This window comes from Azoarcus sp. PA01, assembly GCA_001274695.2.
Classification (GTDB): domain Bacteria; phylum Pseudomonadota; class Gammaproteobacteria; order Burkholderiales; family Rhodocyclaceae; genus Aromatoleum.
On the sequence record LARU01000002.1, the window covers coordinates 2,169,914 to 2,189,938 of the forward strand.

Here is a 20,025-nt window from a genome sequence, read left to right on the forward strand (position 1 = left end):
CAATGAAAACGTTAAAACGAGGCGGGACTTTTCGCTGCGCCGGAAGGTCCAATTCCGGTCTCGTCACGCGAACCGAGGAGGTCGACGATGAACACGCACAATCTTCCGAAAATGTTCTATTCGTATCGCGAAGGCTGGCAGTATCTGATCGAAACTCACCCCAGCGTGAGAAAGCTTTTCACGACGTTCGTGCTGCCGATGTCGCTGATCCCTCCGGTGATGTTGCTGTATGCGCTGCTGGTCATGCCGGGAGGAGTGTTTCCGGAACTGGTGCCGGCGATCACGGTCGGCGAAGCGCTCGCCGTTGCCGTCGCGTTCTTCCTCGCGGAGCTGGCGATGGTCTTGCTGATGGCGTCGATCATCCAGCAGATGGGTGACGTCGTCGATGCGACGCCGACCTATCAGGACGCGTTCCTGCTCGCGGCCGTCGCGCCGACGCCGCTATGGATTTCCGCGCTCGCGCTGTTCGTGCCGATCACGTGGTTCAACGCACTCGTCGTCGCGGTGGCGTGGGTGGCGTCGGCGGCGCTGATCTACCACGGCGTCTATCCCCTGTTCAGACTCGCGGACAAGAGCAAGGCCCGGGTCATGGGCACTTTCGTGCTGATGGCCGGGATCATCGCGTGGATCGCGTTGCTGGTCGTCCTGGCGCTCGCGATGAGCATGATCATCGGCTTGCGCGGCTGATTCCGCCGCCCATGGCGAAGGGGCGGACGATTCCGCTCCTCGCCGGACGCGCCACACGGCCTCCGGGGGCCCCGCCGCGTTCTGGCATAATCCCGCCTCGCCACCGGAAAGTCCGGCCTCGCCGCCTTGTCCGGAACGATTTTCCTTTTCCGGGGTCGGACGCGCTTCTTTTCCGGCGACACCGATATTGAAAACCATAGACACGCTTTCCGCCCGTGCCGGCGAACGGCAATCCTTTGCCGACTGCCTGAGCACCGATCGCCCGCGACTGCAGCGCCTCGCCCGCGACCTCGGACGCGCCCAGGGCGACCGGCGGGAGCGCGCGCAGGCTGACCTCGAAGCGTTGCTGACGCGCTCGCGCGCGGCTTTCGCCGAACGGAAGTCGGCGCTGCCGCACCCCGACTTTCCGCCCGAACTGCCGGTCACGCAGAAGCGCGCCGAGATCGCTGCGGCGATCGCCGCGCATCAGGTCGTCATCGTCAGCGGCGAAACCGGTTCGGGCAAGACGACCCAGCTGCCGAAGATCTGTCTCGCGCTGGGGCGCGGTGCGGCGGGGCTCATCGGTCACACCCAGCCGCGCCGCCTCGCCGCGCGCGCGACTGCGACGCGCATCGCCCAGGAGCTGAAATCCGAACTCGGCCAGGCGGTCGGTTACAAGATCCGTTTCACCGACCGCATCGGCGCGACGACCCACGTCAAGCTGATGACCGACGGCATCCTGCTCGCCGAGACGCAGGGTGACCCGCTGCTCGCCGCGTACGACACGCTGATCATCGACGAGGCGCACGAACGCAGCCTCAACATCGACTTCCTCCTCGGCTACCTGAAGACACTGCTGCCGCGCCGTCCCGACCTGAAAGTGATCGTGACATCGGCGACGCTCGACGCCGAGCGCTTCGCGCGCCATTTCGGCGCCCCGGCAAAGCCGGTGCCGGTGATCGAGGTGTCGGGGCGCCTGTATCCGATCGAGATGCGTTATCGGCCGGTCGAGGACGACGAGCCGTCGCCCGAAGAACGCGGCGGCGCAGGGCGGAAGGAGAAGGGGCGCGACCTGTACGACGCGATCGTCGACGCGGTCGACGAGGCGCACCGCAGCGGGCCGGGCGACACGCTGGTGTTCCTGCCGGGCGAGCGCGAAATCCGCGAGGCCGCCGAGGCGTTGCGCAAGGCGCATCACGCCGGCAGCACCGAGATCCTGCCGCTCTTCGCGCGCCAGTCGGCGCAGGAGCAGGCGCGCGTGTTCTCCGCAGGCCGGGGGCGGCGCGTCGTGCTCGCGACGAACGTCGCCGAGACGTCGCTGACCGTGCCGGGCATCCGCTATGTCGTCGATACCGGTCTCGCGCGCGTCAAGCGCTACTCGCATCGCAACAAGGTCGAGCAGCTGCAGATCGAGAAGATCGCCCAGTCGGCGGCGAAGCAGCGCGCCGGGCGTTGCGGTCGCGTCATGGACGGGATCTGCTTCCGACTCTACGACGAGGCGGATTTCGACAAGCGCACGGCGCACACCGACCCGGAGATCCTGCGCTCGTCGCTCGCCGGGGTGATCCTGCGGATGAAGTCGCTGCGCCTCGGCGAGGTCGAGGACTTTCCGTTCCTCGACGCTCCGCTGCCGCGCATGATCGCGGACGGCTACCAGCTGCTCGCCGAGCTCGGCGCGCTCGACGAAGACGGCGACGCGCGGCAGCTCACGCCGATCGGCCGCGAGTTCGCGAAGCTGCCGCTCGACCCGAAGATCGGCCGCATGATCCTCGCCGCGCGCGATCGCGGGTGCCTGGCCGAAGTGCTCGTGATCGCCGCCGCACTGTCGGTGCAGGATCCGCGCGAGCGCTCGCCGGAGAGCCCCGGCGCGGCCGACCAGGCGCACGCGAAGTTCCGCGGCGGCGAACAGGATCAGCGCTCGGAATTCCTGTGGTACTGGAACCTCTGGAAAGCCTGGGACGAAGTGCTGCGGCATGAGTCCGGATCCAAGCAGAAAGCGTGGGCGAAGCGTCATCACCTGTCCTACATGCGGCTGCGCGAATGGCGCGACGTGCATAGCCAGCTGCTGACGCTGTGCGCCGAGCACGGCTGGAAGGAAAACCAGCAGCCGGCGCAGTACGAGCCGCTCCACAAGGCGCTGCTGACCGGCTTGCTCGGCCATGTCGGCAACAAGATCGAGGATGCGAGCGGGCCGCAGGCGGGTAGCTATCTCGGCGCGCGCGGCATCCGCTTCTGGCCCCATCCCGGGTCGGCGCTGGCGAAGAAGGCCGGCAAGTGGATCGTCTGCGCCGAGCTCGTCGAGACCTCGAGGCTCTTCGGCCGTTGCCTCGCGAAGATCGAGCCGGAATGGCTGGAAGAAGTCGGCACTCATCTCGTCAAGCGTCAGGTCTTCGAGCCGCACTGGTCGAAAGCGTCGGGGGCGGTGCGCGCGTGGGAGCGCGGTACGCTGCACGGGCTCGTGCTCTACCCGCGCCGCGGCGTCAGCTACCGCGACATCGACCCGACGCTGTGCCGTGAGCTCTTCATCCGCGAAGGCCTCGTGCAGGGCGAGATCGCCGAAGGGCCGGCGCGCGGCATGGCTTTCCTGCAGCACAACCGGCGGCTCGTCGCCGAGATCGAACGGCTCGAACACAAGTCGCGGCGGCCGGACGTGCTCGTCGACGAGGAGCTGATCTTTGCGTTCTACGACGCGAAACTGCCGCCCGACGTCATGGATGTCGCGAGCTTCGAATGCTGGCGCAAGGCTGCCGAGCAGGCCGAGCCGAAGCTGCTGTACCTGACGCGCGACCAGCTGATGCGCCACGAGGCCGAAGGCATCACGACCGACCGCTTTCCGTCGAGCTTCGACGTGCTCGGGCAGAAGCTCAAGCTGAGCTATCTTCACCAGCCCGGCGAGCCCGACGACGGCGTGACGCTGACGGTGCCGCTCGCGATGCTGAACCAGGTGCCGGCGAAGCGCTGCGAGTGGCTGGTGCCCGGCCTGCTCGGGGAAAAAGCCGCGGCGCTGCTGCGCACCGTGCCGCAGAGGCATCGGCACCGGCTCCAGCCGATCGCAGACAGCGCCGCGGCCTTCGTCGAACAGTTCGAGGCGGGCGAATTCAATGTCGACGACGGGTTGCTGCGCACGCTGCAGCGCTTCGTCGAAGAGCGCGTGTCGCTGAAGCTGCCGATCGAGTCGTTCCGCCCGGAAAACCTCAATCCGCATTTCTTCATGAACTTCCGCGTCATCGACGAGCATGGTCGCGTGCTCGGCCAGTCGCGCAATCTCGCGGAATTGCGCACGAGGCTGCGCGACCAGGTCGCCGAGCGCTTTCGCGCCGCGCGCATCGCGTTGCCGGAAAACGAAGCGGCGAAGCAGTCCGACGCTGCGCGTCGTGGAGCAGCGCCTTCCGCGAGCCGCGTCGCGCGTGCAAAAACAAAAACTGACGGCGGCGCAGCGCAGGCGGAGCGCCAGCCGCCGGCATCTCCCGCGTCCCCGTCGATCGGAGGTTTCACGGCATGGACTTTCGGCCCGCTGCCCGAACTGCTCGAAGTAAAGGTCGCCGGGCGTGAGGTCATCGGCTACCCGGCGCTGCACGATGACGGCGACAGCGTTTCGCTGCGCCCTTACGACACGCCCGAGGAAGCCGCGAAAATCCATCGCAAGGGGCTCGCGCGGCTCTTCACGCTCGTGCTGAAGGACCAGGTCAGGGCGATCGAGAAGCTGCCCGGTCTGCGCGACCTGGCGCTCGCGTTCATCCCGTTCGGCACCGAAGCCGAACTCAAGGCGCAACTGGTCGCCGCAACCCTCACGCGCACTTGCCTGCTCGACCCGCTGCCGAGCGACCCCGGGAGTTTCGAACGGCGCTGCGCGGAGGCCAAGCCGCGCGTCACGCTCGTCGCGCAGGAATTCATGCGTCTCGCCGCCACATTGATCGCCGAACACGCGGCCCTGCAGAAACGCCTGACCGGGTTGCGCGCGTTCCCCGAGGTCGCCGCCGATATCCAGTCGCAGGTCCGCGAACTGCTGCCGAAGAACTTCCTGCTCGCGTTCCCGTGGGAGCGTCTGGCGGAATTTTCGCGCTACCTGAAAGCGGCCGGCGTGCGGCTCGACAAGCTGCGCAACGATCCGGCGCGCGATGCCCGGCTCGCCGCCGACTGGCGCTCGCTCGCGCAGCCGTTCGAGCGCGAACTGCTCGCGAAACGCAAGGCGGGCGTCGCCGATCCGGCGCTCGAGGAATTCCGCTGGCTGCTCGAAGAGTTGCGCGTGGGGTTGTTCGCCCAGGAGCTGAAGACGCCGATGCCGATGTCGGTCAAGCGGCTGCAGAAGATCTGGGATGCGCGACCGCGTTGAGGACGGTGCGGGGCCGAAGCACGCTTTTTGATTCGCTGCGCCTTTCCTGCTATCCTGCCGGGCTTTCCCTTGCTCCACCGGTCCGCATGCCGGGGAGCTGACATCAAACCGCAAGGAGTCTGCATGCGACATTATGAAGTTGTATTCATCGTCCACCCGGACCAGTCGGAACAGGTCCCGGCGATGATCGAGCGCTACAAGGCGATCGTCACCGCGCGCAATGGCCAGATCCATCGCCTCGAAGACTGGGGCCGCCGCCAGATGGCCTACCCGATCCAGAAGGTGCACAAAGCCCACTATGTGCTCATGAACATCGAGTGCGACGGCGAAGCCCTCGGCGAACTCGAGCATGCGTTCAAGTTCAACGACGCCGTGCTGCGTCACCTGGTCGTCAAGACGAAGGCCGCCGTGACCACCCCGTCGCCGATGATGAAGGAAGAGAAGTCGCGTTCGCTGACCGCCGCACCGGCCACCGACGAAGCGAAGCCGGCCGAGGCCGAATCGGCCTGAGGTGGCTGAAACCGGGGCGAACGAACTGCGCCTCGATGCGCGGATAGCCGAGCTGCTGCCGCTGCGTCGAACCCCGGCAGGAGTGCCGATCGCCGCTTGCGGCCTCGCGCACGAATCGAAACAGGACGAGGGCGGCATCGCCCGCGACGTTTCGGTGGAACTGCAGGCGGTCGCGGTCGGCGAGTTGGCCAGTGTGCTGGCCGGCGCTTCTCCCGGCATGAGGATACGGGCCACCGGTTTTCTCGCGGCGAAGAGTCTTCGCAGTCGGACGCCGGTGCTGCACCTGAGCAAGATCGAATTTCTGGAAGGAAACGAAAATGGCTTTCAAGCCCAAGTCGAAGTTCAAGAAAAAGGATGATCGCGGCAACCGCGGTCTGTTCAAGCGTCGCAAGTTCTGCCGCTTCACCGCGGAGAAGATCGAGGAAGTCGACTACAAGGATGTCGATATCCTGAAGGACTTCGTCACCGAAAACAGCAAGATCATGCCGGCCCGCATCACCGGCACGAAGGCCGGCTATCAGCGTCAGCTGTCGACCGCGATCAAGCGCGCACGCTTCCTCGCGCTGCTGCCCTACACCGATCTGCACAAGTAAGAGGAGAGATCGGACATGCAAATCATTCTGCTCGAAAAAGTCGCCAACCTCGGCGTGCTCGGCGACGTCGTCAAGGTCAAGGACGGCTACGCGCGCAACTACCTGATCCCGCAAGGCAAGGCCAAGCGCGCGACGCAATCCAACATGGCCCAGTTCGAGGCCCTGCGTGCCGAGCTCGAGCGCGCTCACGCCGAGAAGCTGGCCGAAGCCCAGGCGATCGCGACCAAGCTCGAAGGCCTGATGGTGCAGATCACGCGCAAGGCCGGCATGGACGGACGCCTGTTCGGCTCGGTCAGCAACATCGACATCGTCGACGCGCTTGAAACGCAGGGCTTCAAGATCGAGCGCAGCGCCGTGCGCATGCCGGAAGGTCCGATCAAGCAGGTCGGCGATTCCCAGGTCGATGTCGCCCTGCACTCCGATATCGTCGTGCCGATCACCGTTTCGGTGCTGGGCGAACAGCAGTAAGCTGCGCCAGGAAGTCTGATCCGGAAGGGGCTGCTTCGGCAGCCCCTTTGCTTTTCAGTGGTCGTCTTTTCAGCCCCTTTCCCGCTTCGCTAGAATTTTTTTCCCTTTTCGCAAGGACCGGTGCCCCGATGGCCACTTCAAAGCGACGCTTTTCCGATAGCTCGAGCGATCCGCAGATTTCCGCAATCAAGCTCCCGCCGCATTCGCTCGAGGCCGAACAGTCGCTGATCGGCGGCATTCTGCTGGATAACGCCGCATGGGAGCGTATTGCGGATCTCGTCAATGAGGTGGATTTCTACCGGGACGATCATCGGCGCATCTACCGGCACATCTCGCGATTGATCGATCTGGGAAAGCCCGCGGACGTCGTGACGGTCTTCGAGTCGCTCGAAAAGAACGGCGAGACCGAGCAGGCGGGCGGGCTCGCATACCTCGCAGAAGTCGCGAACAACACCCCGTCAGCGGCAAACATCCGCCGTTACGCGGAAATCGTTCGCGAGCGGGCGATCCTGCGCAAGATGGTCGCAGTGGGCGACGAGATTGCCGCCAGCGCATTGAGTGCGTCGGGCAAGGACGCGAAGACGCTGCTTGACGAGGCCGAAGCCAAGGTTTTCGAGATCGCCGAGGCCGGCGCGCGCCACGCGAGCGGTTTCGTGTCGATCCAGCCGATCCTGAAGCAGGTCGTTGACCGCGTCCAGGAACTGTACGACCGCGACAACCCGCTCGAAGTGACCGGTGTGCCGACCGGCCTCATCGACCTCGACGAGAAGACTTCGGGCCTGCAGCCGTCCGACATGATCATCGTCGCGGGCCGCCCCGCGATGGGCAAGACGACTTTCGCGCTCAATGTCGCCGAGCATGTCGCCGTCGATTGTCGTCTGCCGGTGGCGATTTTCTCGATGGAAATGCCCGGCACGCAGCTCGCGACCCGTTTCATCTCGTCGGTCGGGCGAATCGACCAGCAGAAAATCCGTACCGGCCGTCTCGGCGACGAGGATTGGCAGCGACTCACGGCGGCGATGGGCAAGCTCTACGACGCGCCGCTGTTCATCGATGAGACGCCGGGCCTCAACCCGATCGACCTTCGCGCGCGTGCGCGCCGCTTGTCGCGCCAGTGCGGCAAGCTCGGCCTGATCGTCATCGACTACATCCAGCTAATGACCGGCACGAAAGACAGCGACAATCGCGCCTCCGAGCTCTCCGAGATCTCGCGGTCGATCAAGTCGCTCGCGAAGGAGCTGCACGTGCCGATCATCGCGCTGTCGCAGCTCAACCGCAGCCTGGAACAGCGGCCGAACAAGCGCCCGGTGATGTCCGACCTGCGTGAATCGGGCGCGATCGAGCAGGATGCCGATATCATCATGTTCATCTACCGCGACGAGGTCTACAACCCGGACTCCCCGGACAAGGGTTCGGCCGAGCTGATCATCGGTAAGCATCGTAACGGGCCGACCGGAACGGTGCGCATGACTTTCATCGGCGAATGCACGCGCTTCGAGAATTACGCGGGAGGCGCGGCTGGGTATTGATCGGTTGTTTTCAATCCGCTTCAGGAAAGGGTTGACTGTCTGTTGGATGTATCTATAATTCGGCCCTCTTCGCGGCACCGGACGGTTGGGAAGTCGGGTGCGAGGCGCGGTGGCGGCAGAGGAAGGGTTGCCGGGGGTGAGGAAAGCGCCCGGCGGGGGTTGACGGCAGCAGCGAAGTCGGTCAGAATCTCTTTCTCGCTGCAACGGCAGCGGTTCTTTAAAAAGTTGAACAACCGATAAGTGTGGGTACTGGGTTGCTGCGGTGGTCGAATCGCCTTCGGGTGGATTCGGCATTGCAAAGATTGAGTGCTCACGGAAGTCAGTAGAGATTCTTTGAGTACTTTGTTGGATTGAACTTAAGAGTTTGATCCTGGCTCAGATTGAACGCTGGCGGCATGCTTTACACATGCAAGTCGAACGGCAGCGGGGGCTTCGGCCTGCCGGCGAGTGGCGAACGGGTGAGTAATGCATCGGAACGTACCCAGTCGTGGGGGATAACTACGCGAAAGCGTAGCTAATACCGCATACGCCCTGAGGGGGAAAGCGGGGGACCTTCGGGCCTCGCGCGATTGGAGCGGCTGATGTCGGATTAGCTAGTTGGTGGGGTAAAGGCCTACCAAGGCGACGATCCGTAGCTGGTCTGAGAGGATGATCAGCCACACTGGGACTGAGACACGGCCCAGACTCCTACGGGAGGCAGCAGTGGGGAATTTTGGACAATGGGCGCAAGCCTGATCCAGCCATGCCGCGTGAGTGAAGAAGGCCTTCGGGTTGTAAAGCTCTTTCAGACGGAAAGAAATCGCGCGGGTCAATAGCCTGCGTGGATGACGGTACTGTCAGAAGAAGCACCGGCTAACTACGTGCCAGCAGCCGCGGTAATACGTAGGGTGCGAGCGTTAATCGGAATTACTGGGCGTAAAGCGTGCGCAGGCGGTTGTGTAAGACAGGTGTGAAATCCCCGGGCTTAACCTGGGAACTGCGCTTGTGACTGCACGGCTAGAGTACGGCAGAGGGGGGTGGAATTCCACGTGTAGCAGTGAAATGCGTAGATATGTGGAGGAACACCGATGGCGAAGGCAGCCCCCTGGGCCGATACTGACGCTCATGCACGAAAGCGTGGGGAGCAAACAGGATTAGATACCCTGGTAGTCCACGCCCTAAACGATGTCGACTAGTTGTTCGGGAAGGTAACTTCCTGAGTAACGCAGCTAACGCGTGAAGTCGACCGCCTGGGGAGTACGGCCGCAAGGTTAAAACTCAAAGGAATTGACGGGGACCCGCACAAGCGGTGGATGATGTGGATTAATTCGATGCAACGCGAAAAACCTTACCTACCCTTGACATGCCTGGAATCCTCGAGAGATCGAGGAGTGCCTTCGGGAGCCAGGACACAGGTGCTGCATGGCTGTCGTCAGCTCGTGTCGTGAGATGTTGGGTTAAGTCCCGCAACGAGCGCAACCCTTGTCGCTAATTGCCATCATTAGGTTGGGCACTTTAGCGAGACTGCCGGTGACAAACCGGAGGAAGGTGGGGATGACGTCAAGTCCTCATGGCCCTTATGGGTAGGGCTTCACACGTCATACAATGGTCGGTACAGAGGGTTGCCAAGCCGCGAGGTGGAGCCAATCCCACAAAGCCGATCGTAGTCCGGATCGTAGTCTGCAACTCGACTACGTGAAGTCGGAATCGCTAGTAATCGCAGATCAGCATGCTGCGGTGAATACGTTCCCGGGTCTTGTACACACCGCCCGTCACACCATGGGAGTGGGTTTCACCAGAAGTAGGTAGCTTAACCTTTCGGGGAGGGCGCTTACCACGGTGAGATTCATGACTGGGGTGAAGTCGTAACAAGGTAGCCGTATCGGAAGGTGCGGCTGGATCACCTCCTTTCAAGAGAAGACGGCCGCGGCGGCCGCAGTATCCACAACTTATCGGTTGTTCAGGCAACGAGCGCCTCGCAGGCATGAGGGTCTGTAGCTCAGCTGGTTAGAGCACCGTCTTGATAAGGCGGGGGTCGTTGGTTCGAACCCAACCAGACCCACCACCGCCGCAGGACAGGGGGGGATTAGCTCAGCTGGGAGAGCACCTGCTTTGCAAGCAGGGGGTCGACGGTTCGATCCCGTCATCCTCCACCACCGCCTCATCGGGTGGGCTCGAGAGTAGGGCTAAGCAGTGCGCACGGACGGTGCGTAGTGCTTAGGCCTAGTGCCAGTGTTCTTTAACAAAGTGGAAGAAGTAAAGTGTGCGACAGTGGGCCGCAAGGCGCGCTGTTGCATGGGTTGGTGTGATTGCATTTTTTGCATTCACCTGCGCTTTGAACCAGCGGCAGGTGAGTGCGCACAAGCGTGAGTTCGTCTATGACGGTGCACCCTGGCGACAGGGTCCATGGTTATAGGATCAAGCGACTAAGTGCATGTGGTGGATGCCTTGGCGATCACAGGCGATGAAGGACGTGCAAGCCTGCGAAAAGCGGGGGGAGCTGGCAATGGAGCTTTGATCCCCCGATGTCCGAATGGGGAAACCCACTCCTTTTGGAGTATCCCGCGCTGAATACATAGGCGTGTGGAGGCGAACGCGGCGAACTGAAACATCTAAGTAGCCGCAGGAACAGAAATCAACCGAGATTCCCCAAGTAGTGGCGAGCGAACGGGGAGGAGCCTGCACGACTAAACCAATTACTTAGCAAAACGGTCTGGAAAGTCCGACGATACAGGGTGATAGTCCCGTATGCGAAAAGTGGCTGGCGGGTCTGAGCGTGCGACAAGTAGGGCGGGACACGAGAAATCCTGTCTGAAGATGGGGGGACCATCCTCCAAGGCTAAATACTCGTGATCGACCGATAGTGAACCAGTACCGTGAGGGAAAGGCGAAAAGAACCCCGGGAGGGGAGTGAAATAGATCCTGAAACCGCATGCATACAAACAGTGGGAGCCTCCTTTGTGGGGTGACTGCGTACCTTTTGTATAATGGGTCAGCGACTTACGTTCAGTAGCGAGCTTAACCGAATAGGGGAGGCGTAGGGAAACCGAGTCTGACAAGGGCGATTGAGTTGCTGGGCGTAGACCCGAAACCGGATGATCTATCCATGGCCAGGATGAAGGTGCGGTAACACGCACTGGAGGTCCGAACCCACTAATGTTGAAAAATTAGGGGATGAGCTGTGGATAGGGGTGAAAGGCTAAACAAATCCGGAAATAGCTGGTTCTCCCCGAAAACTATTTAGGTAGTGCGTCGTACGGACACTTGCGGGGGTAGAGCACTGTAATCGTTGGGGGGGTCACTGCGATCTACCCCGCGATAGCAAACTCCGAATACCGCAAAGTGATATACGGCAGACAGTCCTGGGGTGCTAACGTCCTGGGACAAGAGGGAAACAACCCAGACCGCCAGCTAAGGTCCCAAATACATGGCTAAGTGGGAAACGAAGTGGGAAGGCCCAGACAGCTAGGAGGTTGGCTTAGAAGCAGCCATCCTTTAAAGAAAGCGTAATAGCTCACTAGTCGAGTCGTCCTGCGCGGAAGATGTAACGGGGCTCAAGCCATGAACCGAAGCTGCGGATCTCGCAAGAGATGGTAGGGGAGCGTTCCGTAAGCCTGCGAAGGTGTCTCGAGAGGGATGCTGGAGGTATCGGAAGTGCGAATGCTGACATGAGTAGCGATAAAGGGTGTGAAAAGCACCCTCGCCGAAAGCCCAAGGTTTCCTGCGCAACGTTCATCGACGCAGGGTGAGTCGGCCCCTAAGGCGAGGCAGAAATGCGTAGTCGATGGGAAACGGGTCAATATTCCCGTACCGCTCTTAGATGCGATGGGGGGACGGAGAAGGTTAGGCCAGCCGGGTGTTGGACGTCCCGGTTTAAGCGTGTAGGCGTGCCCCGTAGGCAAATCCGCGGGGCTAAGCTGAGGCGTGATGACGAGGGCTCTTTGAGCCCGAAGTGGTTGATACCATGCTTCCAGGAAAAGCCTCTAAGCTTCAGTCTAAGAGCGACCGTACCGCAAACCGACACAGGTGGGCAGGTAGAAAATACCCAGGCGCTTGAGAGAACTCAGGAGAAGGAACTCGGCAAATTGATACCGTAACTTCGGGAGAAGGTATGCCCCGCTAGCTTGTAGGCGAACAGCCGAAGGGCGAAGGGGCCGCAGAGAATCGGTGGCTGCGACTGTTTATTAAAAACACAGCACTGTGCAAACACGAAAGTGGACGTATACGGTGTGACGCCTGCCCGGTGCCGGAAGGTTAAGTGATGGGGTGCAAGCTCTTGATCGAAGCCCGGTAAACGGCGGCCGTAACTATAACGGTCCTAAGGTAGCGAAATTCCTTGTCGGGTAAGTTCCGACCTGCACGAATGGCGTAACGATGGCCACACTGTCTCCTCCTGAGACTCAGCGAAGTTGAAATGTTTGTGAAGATGCAATCTCCCCGCGGCAAGACGGAAAGACCCCATGAACCTTTACTGTAGCTTTGCATTGGACTTTGACGGGACTTGTGTAGGATAGGTGGGAGGCTGTGAAGCGGGAACGCCAGTTTCCGTGGAGCCAACCTTGAAATACCACCCTGGTGTCGTTGAGGTTCTAACCTTGGCCCGTGAATCCGGGTCGGGGACCGTGCATGGCAGGCAGTTTGACTGGGGCGGTCTCCTCCCAAAAGGTAACGGAGGAGTACGAAGGTCGCCTAGACACGGTCGGACATCGTGTTGATAGTGCAATGGCAAAAGGCGGCTTGACTGCGAGACCGACAAGTCGAGCAGGTGCGAAAGCAGGTCATAGTGATCCGGTGGTTCTGTATGGAAGGGCCATCGCTCAACGGATAAAAGGTACTCTGGGGATAACAGGCTGATTCCGCCCAAGAGTTCACATCGACGGCGGAGTTTGGCACCTCGATGTCGGCTCATCACATCCTGGGGCTGTAGCCGGTCCCAAGGGTATGGCTGTTCGCCATTTAAAGTGGTACGTGAGCTGGGTTTAAAACGTCGTGAGACAGTTTGGTCCCTATCTGCCGTGGGCGCTGGAAGTTTGAGAGGACCTGCTCCTAGTACGAGAGGACCGGAGTGGACGCACCCCTGGTGTACCGGTTGTGACGCCAGTCGCATCGCCGGGTAGCTAAGTGCGGAAGAGATAACCGCTGAAAGCATCTAAGCGGGAAACTCGCCTCAAGATGAGACTTCCCCGGGGCCTCGAGCCCCCTGAAGGGTCGTTGAAGACCACAACGTTGATAGGTCGGGTGTGGAAGCGCAGCAATGCGTTGAGCTAACCGATACTAATTGCCCGTGAGGCTTGATCCTATAACCCTGGATCGAACACCGCGTGACGACTCACCGAAAAAAACGCCTCACACCTCCCCCACACACTTCGCTTCTCCGCTTTGTTACCCCTTACAGTCTGACGACCATAGCATCCTGGTACCACCCCTTCCCATCCCGAACAGGACCGTGAAACAGGACCGCGCCGATGATAGTGCCCATGCGGGTGCGAAAGTAGGTCATCGTCAGACTAACTCTTCACCCGAAAAGCCGCTTTCCCGAACCGGAAAGCGGCTTTTTGCTGTCCACCTGCCGCCCGAAACCCTCACCGCCGTCTCGGCGGTCGGCCGCCTCCTGCTGCGCCTGCCTTCCGGACGCACCCGCGTGCTGCTCCCCGCCACCCCCGCGCCCGGCGTGACTTGCCCGGCGCGTTACGGCAGAATCACGTTCTTTCCGAAAAGCCGCGGTTCATGGATTTCGACCTGATCATTGTCGGAGGAGGGCTTGCCGGTGCGAGCCTGGCTGTGGCCCTGCGCGCGAGCCGTCTGCGGATCGCCGTCGTCGAGACGCATCTTCCGACGGATGTTTCGGGCTGGGATCCACGGATCTACGCGGTCAGTCCGGAGAACGCGGATTTCCTTCGGGAAATCGGAGCCTGGCAGCATCTCGATGCCTCCCGCCTCACTCCGGTGCACACGATGTCGATTCGAGGCGACGCAGGGGGCAGCCTCGAATTTTCCGCATATGAAAGCGGCCTGCGGGAACTCGCCTGGATTGTCGAGTCGGGGCGCCTCCACCGGGAGTTGTGGGAGACGATGCGCCGGCAGCACAACGTGACGCTGCTCAGCGGCATCTCGCCCGTCAGTCTCTCCCAGGATGCCGCTTCTGTTACCGTGGGACTCTCCGACGGCAGGCACGCGCATGCACGCCTCCTGGTCGGCGCGGATGGCGTCAATTCGTGGGTTCGTCAGCAAGCCGGCATTGCAGCGGCGTTCACCCCGTATGATGAGGTCGGTGTCGTCGCGAATTTCCGCTGCGAGCGCGGGCACCGTAACATTGCGTACCAATGGTTCCGGCCGGACGGAATTCTCGCGTTGCTGCCGTTGCCCGGGAAAATGGTGTCGATGGTCTGGTCGGCTCGTGCCGGACATGCTCAGCAACTGCTCGAACTCGACGCAGCGTCCTTGTGCCGACGCGTTGCCGATGCGGCGAGCCGTGAACTGGGATGCCTGGAGCTCGAAACTCCCGCTGCCGGTTTTCCGCTTCGCCTGATGCGGGTCGATACGACCGTCAAACCGAGGATCGCTGTCATCGGCGACGCGGCCCATGCAATTCATCCTCTTTCGGGGCACGGTATCAATCTCGGATTCAAGGACGCCCGCGAGCTCGCGAATCTCTTGAACGGGCTGGCGCCGTGGCGGGACCCGGGGGAAGTCTCCGTCCTTCGCTCCTATGCACGTCAGCGGGCCGAAGAGCCGTTTCTGCTTCAATACACAACGCATGCGTTGAATCGCCTGTTCGGAACAGCGAACCCGGTACTTGCGGTGCTACGCAACGTGGGAATGAACCTCACCGACCGGCTGCCGGTCGTACGACACGCGCTGGTGCGGTATGCCGCCGGCGGACGATTCTGATTTCTGGAGATACCGATGTTTCAACGCGCACTTCGTCCGGTCCTGGCGACCGCTTTTGTCGGCATGGCGTCGCTGGGCCTTGCCCACGCCGACGAAGGGAGCGTACGCAAGGCCGTGGAAGAATTCGTCGGTTCCCCGGTCGTCGAGTCGGTTGCCAGGATTCCGTACGGCGGGCTTTATGAAGTCGTGCTGAAGAGCGGGGAAATCGTCTATACGGACGAAAAGATGAGTTTCCTGATCGACGGCAGGGTGATCGACACCAGGACGCGGCGTGATGTCACTCAGGCACGCATGGCGCAGCTTTCGGCGATCGACTTCGCCACGCTTCCGCTCGATCAGGCGATCAAGCAGGTAAAGGGAAACGGCAAGCGGGTCATCGTCTCGTTCGAAGATCCGAATTGCGCGTACTGCAAGCGTCTCGGCAAGGAACTGGCGCAGCTGAAGGACGTCACCGTCTATACCTTCCTGTATCCGATCCTGAGCCCGGATTCGACCGAGAAGTCGCGCAACATCTGGTGCGCCCCGGACCGGGCGAAGGCGTGGAACGACTGGATCCTGAATGCGAAAGTGCCTACCGCGGCGAGCTGCGACAGTTCGGTTGTCGAGCGCAACGTCACGCTCGGGCAGAAGCTCAGGATCAATGGAACGCCGACGATGTTCCTCGCCGACGGACGGCGGCTCGGCGGCTATCTCCCGGCGGCGGAACTGGAACAGGCGCTGCTGGAAGTAGGGAAGAAGTAGGCGGAAAACGCCGCACAAGGGCGAGCGGATTCTGCGCCGTCCGGGGCGCGGGCGGTTCAAGGCTGCGAGCCTCGCGGGAGCAGTACCCACAATTGGCCTTGTTGGCGCATCCGACCGGCCTGCACTCCCGCCTCCGGTCCGAATCCCCAGAAAAAATCCGCGCGCACTGCTCCCTTGATCGCCCCGCCGGTGTCCTGGGCCACCATCAGGCGCTGCAGCGGGCGGTCCGATAGCGGCCAGGTCGTCGAAAGGTACACCGGCGCGCCGAGTGGAACGGTGCGCGGATCGACGGCGACACTGCGCTCATCGGTCAGCGGAACCCCCAGCGCGCCGATCGGTCCTCCGCCGCGGGCCGGCAGCTCGCGGAAGAAGACGTAGCTCGGGTTGGTGTTGAGCATTTCCGACAGGCGTTGCGGGTGGGCGCGCGCCCAGTTCTTGATGCCCTCCATCGAGGCCTTCTCGATCGGCAACTCACCCTGCGCGACGAGCCAGCGCCCGATCGACTGGTACGGATGACCGTTCTGGTCGGCGTAGCCGATGCGCACTTTCGTCCCGTCGGGCAGTTCCACCCGTCCGGATCCTTGTACCTGCAGGAAAAACAGGTCGATCGGATCGGCTGCCCAGAGCAGAGTCGGGGCGGGTGCGCGATCCTGCATGCGCTCGATGTCGGCACGGGTCCAGTACGGGACGACTTTGTTGCCGACAATTCGCCCGCGCAGGCGAAGATTCTTCAGGTCCGGATACAGGTCACCGAAGTCCACCGTCAGCATGTCGGGCGGAACGCCGTGGATCGGCCAGGGATAACGTTCGGAACGCGTACGGCTGCCCCGGATCAGGGGCTCGTAATAGCCGGTGATGAGGCCCTGCGTCGTTCCGTCGGGATTGACGATCGCCCACGGCTCGAGATGGGCTTCGAGGAAGCGACGAACCGACGCGGCCGCGGGCGCGTCGCCGAGCGCCCGTACTGCCTCGCAGGTCGCCTGCCATCGCGGCTGCCGCGCGATTGCGTTGCAGGACTCGCGCAACGCGGGCCATGCACGGGCGTGGTCGTCTTCGCCCCAGCCGGGGAGTTCGCTCCAGTCGATCCGCTGCAGAGGCTCGGCCGGCGCGGACGGCGGCAGGACCGCTGCGGACGCAGCGGGACAAGCCTGGCAGGCGGGACATGCCTGGGCCGGGGGGCACTGGTGCACCACGGAGGCGGGTTCGGAAGGTGGCGTCGTCGAGGGCGGGCGCGTGCCGCAGGCGGAAAGCAGACCCAGCATCGCAACGGCGAGCAGGGCACGGAGCGGGAAAAGAGAGGCGCGTCGTTTCATGGAGGGATCAGGTAGACTTGCGGCCGAGCCGGCGAGTATACCGGGCCGACAACCCGCTTTGGGCAGGAGGCAGGATGTGGGTAATTTTTCTCGAAGCGGGCGTTGCGCTGGCGCTGTTGCTCATCATCGTCTGGGCGACCTGGCCGAAACGCCGTAACCAGCCGGGTGAGGATCGCGATGAATGACGTTGCCAAGCTGCTGGCGCGCGCCGAAGAGCTTATCGACCGGCTCGGGCAGTTGCTGCCGGGCCCGGCACCCGCGCCGGACTGGTCGGCCGCGACGGCGTTCCTGTGGCGCAGGCGAAATGGTCGGCCCGGCCTGCACTCGGTCACGCGCCCGCACCGGATCCGCCTCGCCGACTTGTGCGACGTCGATGATCAGAAAGCCCGCATCGACCAGAACACCCGCCAGTTCCTCGACGGGCGGCACGCCAACAACGTGCTTCTGACCGGCGCGCGCGGCACCGGCAAATCGTCGCTGGTGAAAGCGTTGCTGAATGCGTACGCGGACCGCGGGCTGCGGCTGATCGAAGTCGACAAGGAGGACCTGATGGATCTTCCGGATATCGTCGAACTGGTCGCGGGCCGTCCGGAGCGATTCATCCTGTTCTGCGACGATCTGTCGTTCGAAGCGGCGGAACCCGGCTACAAGGCGCTGAAGAGCGTGCTCGACGGCTCGGTTGCGGCAGTGCCGGACAACGCGCTGATCTATGCGACGTCCAATCGGCGGCATCTGATGCCCGAATACCACGACGAAAACCTCCAGGCGCGGCATGTCGATGGGGAAGTGCATCCCGGCGAAGCGGTCGAGGAGAAGATTTCGCTGTCCGAGCGCTTCGGGTTGTGGATTTCGTTCTACCCGTTCAGCCAGGACGAGTATCTGGCGATCGTCGCGCACTGGCTCGAGGAATTCGGCCTCGATCGCGAGGCGATCGCGAATGCGCGCCAGGAAGCCTTGCAGTGGGCGTTGCTGCGCGGTTCGCGTTCGGGCCGTGTGGCGTGGCAGTTCGCCCGCGATCACGCCGGGCGCTTCGAATAGCGGGATTCATCGATGAAAAAGCGGGTGGAGGTGGCGGCGGGGGTGATCACGCGCGCCGACGGGAGTTTCCTGCTGGGGCAGCGCGCCCCTGACACGTTCTATCCGGGTTACTGGGAATTCCCGGGCGGGAAAGTCGAAGCCGGCGAGACTGCAGAGCAGGCCCTGGTGCGCGAGCTCGACGAGGAACTCGGGATCCGCGTGACGTTGATCCGGCCGTGGGTCACGCGCGAGCATCGGTACGAGCACGCCCACGTGCGCCTGCATTTCTTCGAAGTCACGAACTGGGACGGCGAGATCAACGACCACGTGCACACCGCATTGTCGTGGGAACATGCCGAGCGGCCGTTCGTCGGCCCGATGCTGCCGGCGAACGGTCCGATCCTGAAGGCGCTGCGCCTGCCGCGGTGGATGGGGATCACGCAGGCGGGTGATATCGGCACCGACGTGCAGCTTGCCGGTCTCGACGGTGCGCTCGAGCGCGGCCTGCGGCTGATCCAGGTGCGCGAGCCCGGCATGCCGCGCGCCGAACTGGCGTCGTTTGCTGCTGCCGTGGTCCGTCGCGCCCGGGAATACGGCGCGCTCGTCGTGATCAATCAGGACTCCGCACTCGCGCACGAACTCGGCGCCGACGGGGTGCATCTTCCGTCGCACGAACTTCGAAGGACGACGGCGCGGCCCGCTTTCGAGTGGGTCGGGGCGTCGTGCCATTGCCGTGCCGACCTCGAACGGGCCGCCGAACTGGAACTGGATTACGCGTTGCTCGGTGCAGTGCGGCCGACGCTCACGCACCCGGAGCGCGAGACGCTGGGGTGGCGCGCGTTTGCCGACCTGGTCCGCGACCTGCCGATTCCGGTGCTCGCGTTGGGCGGGCTCGTCGCAGCCGACATGGAGGCTGCCCGCAGCGCCGGGGCGCACGGGATCGCAGCGATTCGGGGCACCTGGCTTCAGTCCTGACGGGACTGGTCCGACGGATCCTCGTTATCGGGCTGGGTCGATACCGGCACTCGATAGCTCTCCGACGCCCAGGCGCCGAGATCGATCTGCTTGCAGCGCTCGGAGCAGAACGGACGAAAAGGATTGTCGGTCGACCACTTGGTCTTCGCGCCGCATTGCGGGCAACTGACGATTCGCGCCTTGGTCATTTTTCGCCGGGCAGTCAGAGACTGCAGAAGGTGATTTCGAACGGGATGTCGCGTTCGGCGCGCCGCGGGCGGACCACCGTCTCGGACAGCATGAAGCGGACATTCAGTGCGTATTTGTTGGCACTGATCTCGGGCACGACCGCTTCCACGGGCGCGAGGCGCAACTGCAGCATCTGCGCGCCGCGCCCTCCCATCGTCAGCTGGTACGTGCCGCCGCGCGCGAGCTGCCTTTCAGGCTGGGCGCTGGCGCGCAGCAGACGAAGCACGATCGTGAGGCCTTCGCGAATCGGGATCATCGGGCGCAGCCACCCTTCCAGATCGCCGCGGCGTTGCTCGGGGTCGCGGTTGAGCCAGTAGTGATACGACGGGAGGTCGAACTGGCACACACCGCCGGGGATCGACGCGCGGCTGCGGATCGCCATCAGCCACTCGTTTTCGCGCAGGTACTGCCCGATTTTTCCCGCCATCGCGAGCAGCGACGACGATGCCTGCTCGATCTCGTACAGCGCCCCCGACAGCGCCTGCTCCGAGATCTCCGGATTGTGGCGAAAGGAGATCAGGATCTGACGCTGGCGCTCCAGTTCCTGCACCAGGTCCACTTTCAGGTCGGCACGCCCGGCGACCTCGAGCACCTCGAACAGCGTCAGCAGCGCGACGTGGTGGTCCTGCGGCGCGCCGCCGTCGAGGAAGTGGGCGATCTTGGCATACAAGTCCTCGAGGCGCAGTAGCGTCCGGATACGCTCGTTCAGAGGATATTCGTAGCTGATCACCGGCTGTGCCCGCAAAGCCAGGGCGTCCTGGCTGGAGCGCCGCATGATAGCA

The 20,025-nt window shown here is 62.9% G+C and carries 14 protein-coding genes, 2 tRNA genes and 3 rRNA genes; 16 read left to right on the top strand and 3 right to left on the bottom strand.

Annotated elements, in window-relative coordinates:
- Positions 1 to 87 precede the first annotated feature (87 nt).
- The 14 genes from PA01_11040 to PA01_11105 all read left to right on the top strand — a co-directional run bounded on the left by PA01_11040 (position 88) and on the right by PA01_11105 (position 15,710).
- Entirely contained in the window at positions 88 to 687 is a 600-nt protein-coding gene (locus tag PA01_11040; protein ID KON82058.1) for a YIP1 family protein, read from the top strand.
- 187 nt (positions 688 to 874) lie between these two features.
- Positions 875 to 4,999, top strand: a complete 4,125-nt coding sequence (gene hrpA, locus PA01_11045; GenBank protein ID KON82455.2) for an ATP-dependent RNA helicase HrpA — start codon at positions 875 to 877, stop codon at positions 4,997 to 4,999.
- Between the two features lie 123 nt (positions 5,000 to 5,122).
- Positions 5,123 to 5,509: a 30S ribosomal protein S6 gene (rpsF, locus tag PA01_11050; GenBank protein ID KON82059.1), complete on the top strand. Its 387-nt coding sequence runs from the start codon at positions 5,123 to 5,125 to the stop codon at positions 5,507 to 5,509.
- Between the two features lies 1 nt (position 5,510).
- The gene (gene priB / locus PA01_11055; protein KON82060.1) at positions 5,511 to 5,867 is read left to right on the top strand and encodes a primosomal replication protein N; all 357 of its coding nucleotides are present in this window, start codon (positions 5,511 to 5,513) and stop codon (positions 5,865 to 5,867) included.
- Positions 5,827 to 6,102 (top strand): 30S ribosomal protein S18, encoded by a 276-nt coding sequence (rpsR, locus tag PA01_11060; protein ID KON82061.1) that lies wholly within the window; start codon positions 5,827 to 5,829, stop codon positions 6,100 to 6,102. Before priB ends, rpsR begins: the two co-directional genes overlap by 41 nt.
- Positions 6,103 to 6,117: 15 nt before the next feature.
- Entirely contained in the window at positions 6,118 to 6,570 is a 453-nt protein-coding gene (gene rplI, locus PA01_11065) for a 50S ribosomal protein L9 (protein ID KON82062.1), read from the top strand.
- A gap of 128 nt (positions 6,571 to 6,698) precedes the next feature.
- Positions 6,699 to 8,099 carry a replicative DNA helicase gene (gene dnaB, locus PA01_11070; GenBank protein ID KON82063.1) on the top strand — a complete coding sequence of 467 codons (1,401 nt, stop codon included), beginning with the start codon at positions 6,699 to 6,701 and terminating at the stop codon, positions 8,097 to 8,099.
- 352 nt (positions 8,100 to 8,451) lie between these two features.
- A 16S ribosomal RNA gene (locus PA01_11075) occupies positions 8,452 to 9,989 on the top strand.
- Between the two features lie 77 nt (positions 9,990 to 10,066).
- Positions 10,067 to 10,143 (top strand) — tRNA-Ile (locus tag PA01_11080).
- A 15-nt stretch (positions 10,144 to 10,158) separates the two neighbouring features.
- A tRNA-Ala gene (locus PA01_11085) sits at positions 10,159 to 10,234 on the top strand.
- Between the two features lie 260 nt (positions 10,235 to 10,494).
- Positions 10,495 to 13,377: ribosomal RNA gene (locus tag PA01_11090) — 23S ribosomal RNA — on the top strand.
- A gap of 96 nt (positions 13,378 to 13,473) precedes the next feature.
- Positions 13,474 to 13,586 (top strand): 5S ribosomal RNA (gene rrf, locus PA01_11095).
- Together the 16S, 23S and 5S rRNA genes with 2 tRNA genes alongside form the textbook arrangement of a ribosomal RNA operon.
- A 219-nt stretch (positions 13,587 to 13,805) precedes the next feature.
- Positions 13,806 to 14,969, top strand: a complete 1,164-nt coding sequence (locus tag PA01_11100) for a UbiH/UbiF family hydroxylase (GenBank protein ID KON82064.1) — start codon at positions 13,806 to 13,808, stop codon at positions 14,967 to 14,969.
- Positions 14,970 to 14,984: 15 nt separating this feature from the next.
- On the top strand, positions 14,985 to 15,710 hold the full coding sequence (locus tag PA01_11105; protein ID KON82456.2) for a DsbC family protein: 726 nt from the start codon (positions 14,985 to 14,987) through the stop codon (positions 15,708 to 15,710).
- A 56-nt stretch (positions 15,711 to 15,766) separates the two neighbouring features.
- Here the strand turns inward: PA01_11105 and PA01_11110 are convergent, their stop codons facing one another.
- Positions 15,767 to 17,023 (bottom strand): murein transglycosylase A, encoded by a 1,257-nt coding sequence (locus tag PA01_11110; protein KON82457.2) that lies wholly within the window; start codon positions 17,021 to 17,023, stop codon positions 15,767 to 15,769.
- Positions 17,024 to 17,200: 177 nt separating this feature from the next.
- On the opposite strand from PA01_11110, the gene PA01_11115 reads away from it, so the two are divergent.
- Both PA01_11115 and PA01_11120 read left to right on the top strand, forming a co-directional pair.
- Entirely contained in the window at positions 17,201 to 18,061 is an 861-nt protein-coding gene (locus tag PA01_11115) for an ATP-binding protein (protein KON82065.1), read from the top strand.
- A gap of 12 nt (positions 18,062 to 18,073) precedes the next feature.
- Positions 18,074 to 19,015, top strand: a complete 942-nt coding sequence (locus PA01_11120) for a Nudix family hydrolase (protein ID KON82066.1) — start codon at positions 18,074 to 18,076, stop codon at positions 19,013 to 19,015.
- Here PA01_11120 and PA01_11125 read toward each other — a convergent pair.
- Positions 19,006 to 19,203, bottom strand: coding sequence for a DNA gyrase inhibitor YacG (locus PA01_11125; GenBank protein KON82067.1), 198 nt, complete (start codon positions 19,201 to 19,203; stop codon positions 19,006 to 19,008). The genes PA01_11120 and PA01_11125 overlap by 10 nt on opposite strands.
- Before the next feature lie 14 nt (positions 19,204 to 19,217).
- Positions 19,218 to 19,973: a cell division protein ZapD gene (gene zapD, locus PA01_11130; GenBank protein KON82068.1), complete on the bottom strand. Its 756-nt coding sequence runs from the start codon at positions 19,971 to 19,973 to the stop codon at positions 19,218 to 19,220.
- Positions 19,974 to 20,025 lie beyond the last annotated feature (52 nt).

Coding starts and splice junctions, on each gene's coding strand:
- dnaB (KON82063.1), top strand. CDS start 6,699: ATGGCCACTTCAAAGCGACGCTTTTCCGATAGCTCGAGCGATCCGCAG.
- PA01_11125 (KON82067.1), bottom strand. CDS start 19,203: ATGACCAAGGCGCGAATCGTCAGTTGCCCGCAATGCGGCGCGAAGACC.
- rpsF (KON82059.1), top strand. CDS start 5,123: ATGCGACATTATGAAGTTGTATTCATCGTCCACCCGGACCAGTCGGAA.
- PA01_11040 (KON82058.1), top strand. CDS start 88: ATGAACACGCACAATCTTCCGAAAATGTTCTATTCGTATCGCGAAGGC.
- PA01_11115 (KON82065.1), top strand. CDS start 17,201: ATGAATGACGTTGCCAAGCTGCTGGCGCGCGCCGAAGAGCTTATCGAC.
- PA01_11100 (KON82064.1), top strand. CDS start 13,806: ATGGATTTCGACCTGATCATTGTCGGAGGAGGGCTTGCCGGTGCGAGC.
- PA01_11120 (KON82066.1), top strand. CDS start 18,074: ATGAAAAAGCGGGTGGAGGTGGCGGCGGGGGTGATCACGCGCGCCGAC.
- rplI (KON82062.1), top strand. CDS start 6,118: ATGCAAATCATTCTGCTCGAAAAAGTCGCCAACCTCGGCGTGCTCGGC.
- PA01_11110 (KON82457.2), bottom strand. CDS start 17,023: ATGAAACGACGCGCCTCTCTTTTCCCGCTCCGTGCCCTGCTCGCCGTT.
- rpsR (KON82061.1), top strand. CDS start 5,827: ATGGCTTTCAAGCCCAAGTCGAAGTTCAAGAAAAAGGATGATCGCGGC.
- PA01_11105 (KON82456.2), top strand. CDS start 14,985: ATGTTTCAACGCGCACTTCGTCCGGTCCTGGCGACCGCTTTTGTCGGC.